3 protein-coding genes are annotated in these 3,594 nt (G+C 69.5%); 2 read left to right on the top strand and 1 reads right to left on the bottom strand.

What is annotated here, in order from left to right:
- Positions 1-120 precede the first annotated feature (120 nt).
- A complete protein-coding gene (locus OXS49_RS32880) occupies positions 121-1,146 on the bottom strand; it encodes a cyclase family protein (RefSeq protein ID WP_267428698.1) in 1,026 nt (341 codons plus the stop codon).
- A gap of 293 nt (positions 1,147-1,439) precedes the next feature.
- Here OXS49_RS32880 and OXS49_RS32875 point away from each other — a divergent pair, with 293 nt between their 5' ends.
- Entirely contained in the window at positions 1,440-2,699 is a 1,260-nt protein-coding gene (locus OXS49_RS32875; RefSeq protein ID WP_267428697.1) for an ABC transporter substrate-binding protein, read from the top strand.
- A gap of 19 nt (positions 2,700-2,718) precedes the next feature.
- A complete protein-coding gene (locus OXS49_RS32870) occupies positions 2,719-3,594 on the top strand; it encodes a branched-chain amino acid ABC transporter permease (RefSeq protein ID WP_243999787.1) in 876 nt (291 codons plus the stop codon).

Raw genomic sequence — 3,594 nt, 5'->3', positions numbered from 1 at the left:
GACTTCGTCCCGACCCGACCCCTGCTGACGCAGGGGCCACCCTCCCCCGCAGAGGGGGGAGGGAGATGCGTTTGCGATCGCGCGTTCATGAGCTTCGACGCCAGAGCTTCCATTCTCCCCTCACACCGTGGCGATCGGCGTCGTCGGCGAGCCGACCGCCCCGGGCAGGCGCAGCGGCGGGGCCGTGAGCAGGAAGCGGTTGCGCCCATGCCCGCGCAGCCAGTCGGCGAGCGGCGTCAGGTGCCACAGCTCGCCGAGATTGACCCCGAGCTTGAACAGGCAGTGCTCGTGGAGCGGCAGCGTCGCGCAGCAGGCAGGGCCGGGCCCGGCCGGGTAGGCTTCCACGGCGTAGTTGTCGGCGATCAGCGCGCACAGGCCGGTGCGGGTGATCCAGTCGAGCAGGCGCGGATCCCGCCCGTCGAGCCCGGCGCAGAGCGTGTGGACCAGCTTCGGATCCGGCACGCCGCCCATGGCGATCAGGCGCTCGGCGAAGCCCGTGTGCAGGCAGACCATGTCGCCCGGCTCCACCACGACGCCGTCGGCCTCCAGGATCCGGGCGAGCTGCTCGTAGCCGACCTTCACCTTGGCGTCGCCGAGATGGGCGCGCAGGTCGATCATCACGGCGCGGCCCTGCATGCCGGTCTCGGCCAGCCGCTCGATCCCGAGTTTTTTCGCCCGGGACGGCTGGTCGGCCGCCTCTTGCGTGCTCGGCCCGACGATGTCCCGGCCGCCGCGGAAGCCGTTGTAGAAGGTCGGCGCCGCGCCCGCGCCGTCCGCGTCGAACAGCGAGCCGACATGGGCGAGGGAATCCCACTGCGTCGAGTATTGCAGGTGGATCAGGGCGCGGTCGTCGCAGATCACGTCGGTGGCGCCCTCGACCTCCTCGCAGACCGGGAAGTTCATGTTCGGCCGGCCGTTGGCCCGGCGGGTCGGGGTGATCTGCGGCGGGTGGCGGCGCGGGTTCAGGACGTTGCCGCCGGGCAGATCGAGCGGCAGGCTGAGGCAGAAGGTCAGGCCCTCCCGCACCTCGGCGATGCCCTGCAGCACCTTCTCGGGCGTCAGCAGGTTCAAGCGCCCGCGCTCGTCGTCGGGGCCGAAATCGCCCCAGGTCGAGCCTTCCGGCCGCCGCGTCCAGCGCAGGCTCATGGGGTGGGCACCCGGCCTGGCCGGGCGCCGCGGCCCGGACTGGTTCCGGGCCCGAAAGCGCGTGCGTTCCTCACCTGTCGTGCGCCCTTCTTCGAGGCCGTCGAGCCCGCTTCAGCGGGACCCGACGCGAGCCTAGGCCCAGGCCGCCGGACCCGGAAGCCCGCGGCGCGAACGAAGCGCCTCAAACGTCACCCGCCTTGCGACGCACGCCCCTTGTGATCCGTCGAGCCCCGGCTACAGTCGGTCCCAAGCCCGCGAATAAAAAATTCGGGCGCTCGATTGAGGAAATGCCGATGACCGAGACCGCGCGTGCCGTCGTCCGGCCCGCTCAGATCCGGCGCATGCTGCCTGCTTTGCTGGCGGCGGGCTCGATGCTCGCGGGGTCGGCGCGGGCCGCCGAGCCGATCAAGATCGGCGTGATCGCCGAAGCGCAGTCGGTGGCCGGGGCCTCGATCCCGCAGGCGGTGCAGCTCGCCGCCGACGAGATCAACGCCAAGGGCGGGATCGACGGACGGCAGATCCAGGTCGTGACCTACGACGACAAGTCCTCCGCCTCCGACGCGGTCCGCGCGTTCCAGCGGGCCGTGTCCGAGGACAAGGTCAATTTCGTCATCGCCAGCTACATCTCGGAGGTCGTGCTGGCGCTCATGCCCTGGGCGGCCCGGCTCAAGACGCCGATGATCACGCCCGGCGCGGCCTCCAACGAGATCAGTGTGAACGTCCACAAGGACTACGCGCGCAACAAGTATACCTTCCACGGCTACCTGACCTCGCACGCCCTGGCGCAGGCAGTCTGCGATTCGGCCAAGGAGGTGCTGATCGATAAGCTCAAGGCCAAGACCGCCGCGATCATGAGCGAGGACGCGGCCTGGACCCGCCCGCTGGACGCCGCCTACGAGGAATGCCTGCCGAAATCCGGGCTGAAGGTGGTGGAGCATGTCCGTTTCTCGCCGGACACCGGCGATTTCACGCCGATCTACAACAAGATCGAGGCGGCCAAGCCCGACCTGATCGTCACCGGCATCGCCCATGTCGGCGTGCAGCCGACCGTGCAGTGGCAGAACCAGCAGGTGCCGATCGTCATGACGGGGATCAGCGGGCAGGCGACCTCCTCGACCTTCTGGGCCAACACCAACGGCGGCACGCAGGGCGTGCTGTTCGACAGCGTGGCGCTGCCGGGCGTGGCGCTCACCGAGAAGACGATTCCCTTCTCCGAGGCCTTCGCCAAACGCTTCGGCGGGGCGCCCTCTTACGCGGGCTTCATGGCGTATGACGCCGTCCATTACACCGCCGAGGCGATCAAGCGGGCGGGCTCCACGGAGGCCGACAAGCTCGTCGAGGCTCTGGAGCAGACCGACTATGTCGGCACGGTCGGGCACCTGAAATTCTACGGCAAGGACGAGCCGTTCACCCACTCGATCCAGTACGGCCCGGGCCTGATGACCAGCGTGCTCGGGCAGTGGCAGAACGGCAAGCAGGTGTCGATCTGGCCGGCGGCCACGGCCAACGGGACCCTGGTCCTGCCGCCCGCCGTCAAGCCGGCGGTCCAGTAAGTCGGGCGGGGAGCGCGCTGTGATCGGCCTCCAGATCCTCGTCGACGGTTTCGCGATCTCGGCCCTCTACGCGCTCGGCGCGATGGGCTTCACCCTGATTTTCGGGGTCTCGGGCGTCCTCAACCTGACCCACGGCGCCCTGATGGTGATGGCCGCGGTGGCGGCCTGGGCGGCCTCGGCTCTGTTCGGGCTCGGCTCCTACGCGGGGGCGGCGATCGGCGTCCTGTGCGGGCTGGCCGGGGCGCTGGTCACCTACTTCGCCGTCGTCGCGCCGATCGAGCGCAGCCGGGCGATCCCGCGGGAAGAAAAAGAGATCTTCGTGCTGACCGGCACGCTGCTCTGGGGGATCATGATCCAGGAGCTGGTCGCCTACTTCTTCACCGACAACCCGAAGACCGTGCTGCCGCTCATCGAGGGCGTGGTCGAGATCGCGGGCGTCCGCACGCCGAAGAACGAGCTGTTCACCGCGCTGATCTGCTGGGTGGTGATCGGCCTGCTCTGGCTGTTCGTGAACCGGGCCCGGGCCGGCAAGGTCCTGCTCGCCGCCTCCATGAACCCGCGCGGCGTGACGCTGCTCGGCCACGACATGGGCAAGATCTACGTGGCGGTCTGGGCGATCTACGGGCTCTTGGCCGGCATCGCCGGGGTCTTGCTCGGGATGTTTCTGGGGGTGTCGTCGTATTCGGTCGGACCGCTCACCGCGAGCGCCTTCTCGATCGTGGTGCTGGGGGGACTGGGCAGCGTCACCGGCTCGCTGATCGCCGCCTACGTGGTCGGGTATCTGGAGACCGCCACCGCCTACCTGATCTCCCCGGCCTACCGGGTGATCCCGGCGCTGCTGCTGCTGGTCGCTGTGATGTACCTGCGCCCGCAGGGTCTGCTGGGGCGGCGGTGA

This window comes from Methylobacterium sp. GC_Met_2 (genome assembly GCF_026540795.1).
Taxonomy (GTDB): Bacteria; Pseudomonadota; Alphaproteobacteria; order Rhizobiales; family Beijerinckiaceae; genus Methylobacterium.
This window is presented reverse-complemented; position numbering and strand designations above follow the sequence as displayed.

What these genes read in the sequence shown, in the direction of transcription:
- OXS49_RS32880 (WP_267428698.1), bottom strand. Translation starts at nt 1,146, where the DNA reads ATGAGCCTGCGCTGGACGCGGCGGCCGGAAGGCTCGACCTGGGGCGAT.
- OXS49_RS32875 (WP_267428697.1), top strand. Translation starts at nt 1,440, where the DNA reads ATGACCGAGACCGCGCGTGCCGTCGTCCGGCCCGCTCAGATCCGGCGC.